Annotated in this window: 5 protein-coding genes; all 5 read left to right on the forward strand. The window is 69.7% G+C overall.

From position 1 onward, the window contains the following. Window positions 1-497 (forward strand): DUF4232 domain-containing protein (locus AC2W7C_RS15310; protein ID WP_486002176.1); only part of this gene is annotated, 497 nt, incomplete at its 5' end. 212 nt (window positions 498-709) lie between these two features. After that, a complete protein-coding gene (locus AC2W7C_RS15315; RefSeq protein WP_486002177.1) occupies window positions 710-1,900 on the forward strand; it encodes a glycine C-acetyltransferase in 1,191 nt (396 codons plus the stop codon). A gap of 145 nt (window positions 1,901-2,045) precedes the next feature. Then, the gene (locus tag AC2W7C_RS15320) at window positions 2,046-2,405 is read left to right on the forward strand and encodes an alcohol dehydrogenase catalytic domain-containing protein (RefSeq protein ID WP_486002178.1); all 360 of its coding nucleotides are present in this window, start codon (window positions 2,046-2,048) and stop codon (window positions 2,403-2,405) included. Beyond that, complete coding sequence (locus AC2W7C_RS15325; RefSeq protein ID WP_486002179.1) at window positions 2,402-3,097, forward strand: zinc-binding dehydrogenase; 696 nt, start codon at window positions 2,402-2,404, stop codon at window positions 3,095-3,097. The genes AC2W7C_RS15320 and AC2W7C_RS15325 overlap by 4 nt, the downstream gene beginning before the upstream one ends. Before the next feature lie 11 nt (window positions 3,098-3,108). Then, a partial coding sequence (locus tag AC2W7C_RS15330) for a hypothetical protein (protein ID WP_486002180.1) occupies window positions 3,109-3,343 on the forward strand: 235 nt, incomplete at its 3' end.

The following is a 3,343-nucleotide window of genomic DNA, read 5'->3' on the forward strand; positions in this document are numbered from 1 at the left end:
CCCAGCCCGCGCCGGGCGGCGTCCTGCCGGCGGCCGCGCCGTGCAAGGGGCCGCAGCTGAAGCTGTCGAACGAGGGCGGGGATGCCGGGGCGGGCAACCGCGTCGCCAACATCGGCCTGCAGAACATCGGGGCCCAGGCCTGCACCCTGACCGGCTATCCGGCGGTGACGCTGCAGGACCGGCAGGGGCGCAACCTGACCGCCATCCGCACGGACCAGGCCCTGGGCAGCTATTTCACCGCCGGCCAGGCGCCGGCGCCGGTGACCCTGGCTCCACAGGCCAAGGCCGCCTTCGAGCTGGCCTGGAACGTGGTCCCGCACGAAGGGCAGGGCGAGCGGGTCTGCCCGGCCGCCAAGCGGATCCGGGTGACGGCGCCGGGCGACACCTCGCCCGTGTCGCTGGACCTGGATTTCACCCCCTGCGGCGGCCGGGTGCAGGTCAGCCCGATCCGGTCGCTGACCGGCGCGCCGCGGCCCGCGCCGGAGCCGACGGCTTAGGGTTTCGCATTCGCTCGCCTTCCGCTCATCCCCGCGAAAGCGGGGACTCAGTTCTTTTCCCCCGTTCCAGCGCTTATGGACGGCGGGCGGCGGTCCCGCTCCGCTGGTCCATCGCCCAAAGCACTGGGTCCCCGCTTTCGCGGGGATGAGCGGAACTAAAGTGCAGATCCCAGGGCTTCAAACGCGCGCGAATTCGGCGTAGCGGAGCGCGCATGACCGCGACCTTCCATGCCCGCGTCTCCGCGGAACTCGCCGACATCGACGCCCAGGGGCTGACCAAGCCCGAGCGCGTGATCCATTCCCGCCAGGGGCCCGTGATCCAGGTCGGAGGCCGGGGCGTCCTGAACTTCTGCGCCAACAACTACCTGGGCCTGGCCGGCGAGGAGCGAGTGGTCGCGGCGGGGAACAACGCGGCCGAGGTCTATGGCGCGGGCACCGCCTCGGTGCGGTTCATCTGCGGCACCCTGGGCATCCACAAGGAGCTGGAGCGGGCGATCGCCGACTATCTGGGCTTCGAGGACGCGATCCTGTTCGCCGCCGCCTTCGACGCCAACGGCGGCATCTTCGAGCCGCTGTTCGGGGCCGAGGACGCCATCGTCTCGGACAGCCTGAACCACGCCTCGATCATCGATGGCGTGCGCCTGTGCAAGGCCAAGCGCTATCGGTTCGCCAACTCGGACATGGACGACCTGGAGACCCAGCTGAAGCAGGCCCGGGCCGACGGCGCGCGCGAGATCGTCATCGCCACCGACGGCGCCTTCTCGATGGACGGCTACATCGCCAGGCTGAAGGACGTCCGGGCGCTGGCCGACAAGTACGACGCCCTGATCATGGTCGACGACTGCCACGCCACCGGCTTCCTGGGGCCGCAAGGCAAGGGTTCGTTCGCCCACCACGGGGTCAAGGTCGACTTCGTCACCGGCACCTTCGGCAAGGCGCTGGGCGGGGCGATGGGGGGCTTCATCTGCGCCACGGCCCCGGTGGTCCAACTGCTGAAGCAGCGCGCGCGGCCGTATCTGTTCTCGAACGCCCTGTCGCCGGCCGTCTGCGGCTCGTCGCTGGAGGCGATCCGGATCGCCGGGGGCGAGGAGGGCGACCGCCTGCGGACCCAGCTGTTCGCCAACGCCGCCCGGTATCGCGCGGCGATGACCGAGGCGGGCTTCGACCTGCTGCCGGGCGAGCACCCGATCATCCCGGTGATGCTGGGCGACGCCAAGCTGGCCCAGGACATGGCGGCGCGGATGCTGGAGCTGGGGGTCTATGTGATCGGCTTCAGCTTCCCGGTGGTCCCGCGCGGCCAGGCCCGCATCCGCACCCAGATGTCGGCGGCGCACACCTTCGAACAAATTGACGAGGCGGTGGCGGCGTTCAAGACGGCGGGGAAAGAACTGGGCGTGATCTAGGTTTCTTACCGTCATTCCAGGGCCGCGCAGCGGAACCTGGAACCCAGGGGACTGGGCTGGACGGCAGGTTCACAAGCGGCGCGGCGGTCCTGGGTTCCGGGTTCGCTCTTCGAGCGCCCCGGAATGACGACGTAGGGAGTTGCACATGACCGACACCATGAAGGCCCTGGCCAAGACGAAGCCGGAAGTCGGGCTGGAGCTGATCGACGCGCCGATCCCGGTCGCGGGCGACGAGGACGTGCTGATCAAGGTGCACCGCACCGCTGTCTGCGGCACCGACATCCACATCTGGAACTGGGACGAGTGGTCCCAGAAGAACGTGCCGGTGCCGATGATCACCGGCCACGAGTTCGCCGGCGAGATCGTCGCCATCGGCAAGGACGTCGACCGGCGCCTGAAGGTCGGCCAGCGCGTCTCGGCCGAGGGGCACGTCATCGACCTGAACTCGGAAGCCGCCCGCGCGGCCACTTCCACCTGGACCCCGACACGCGCGGCATCGGCGTGAACCGCCAGGGCGCCTTCGCCGAATACGTGGTGGCCCCGGCCTTCAACGTGATCGAGCTGCCCGACGACGTGCCCTACGAGATCGGCTCGATCCTGGACCCGTTCGGCAACGCGGTGCACACGGCGCAGCAGTTCGACCTGCTGGGCGAGGACGTGCTGGTCACCGGCGCCGGCCCCATCGGCATGATGGCCGCCGCCGTCGCGCGGCACGCGGGCGCCCGGACGGTGGTGCTGACCGACATCAACGACTTCCGCCTGGAACTGGCCCAGAAGGTGGCGCCGGGCGTGCGCACGGTGAACACCACCAAGGAAGACTTGAAGGACGTCATGCACGAGCTGGGCCTGAAGGTCGGCTTCGACGTGGCGCTGGAGATGTCGGGCTCGCCCATCGCCTTTAAGCAGTGCGTCGACACCTTGATCATGGGCGGCGGCATGGCGCTGCTGGGCATTCCGTCCAAGCCGATGGAGACCGACTGGGGGACGATCATCCTGAAGGCCTTGACCATCAAGGGCGTGTACGGCCGCGAGATGTTCACCACCTGGAGGAAGATGCTGGGCCTGCTGAAGGCCGGGCTGGACCTGCAGCCGCTGATCACCCACCAGATGAGCTACGAGAAGTACCGCGAGGGCTTCGAGGCCATGAAGTCGGGCCAGTCGGGCAAGGTGGTGCTGAACTGGGACAAGGCCGCCTAGGATCCGGCCGGGTGGAGGCGCCGCGGTTCCCCGTCCTCGCCTTCCTGGAGGGCGAGGGGCGCGACGCGCGCGGGCGCACGGTTTTCGACGTCCTGGCGATGGACGACGCGGCGCTGGAGCGTAACCAGCGACTTCATCCAGTGGCTGTTCCCGCTGACCGAGCGGTCCGCCGCCGCGCCGGACGCGCCGGTCGCTGGGCGCCGAGGAGGTCCGGGCTGATCGGGGCCTCGGGTCCCGGGCCCAGTG

Source organism: Brevundimonas sp. CURTG3B2_SDJG, from assembly GCF_057364705.1.

Coding starts and splice junctions, on each gene's coding strand:
- AC2W7C_RS15315 (WP_486002177.1), top strand. CDS start 710: ATGACCGCGACCTTCCATGCCCGCGTCTCCGCGGAACTCGCCGACATC.
- AC2W7C_RS15320 (WP_486002178.1), top strand. CDS start 2,046: ATGACCGACACCATGAAGGCCCTGGCCAAGACGAAGCCGGAAGTCGGG.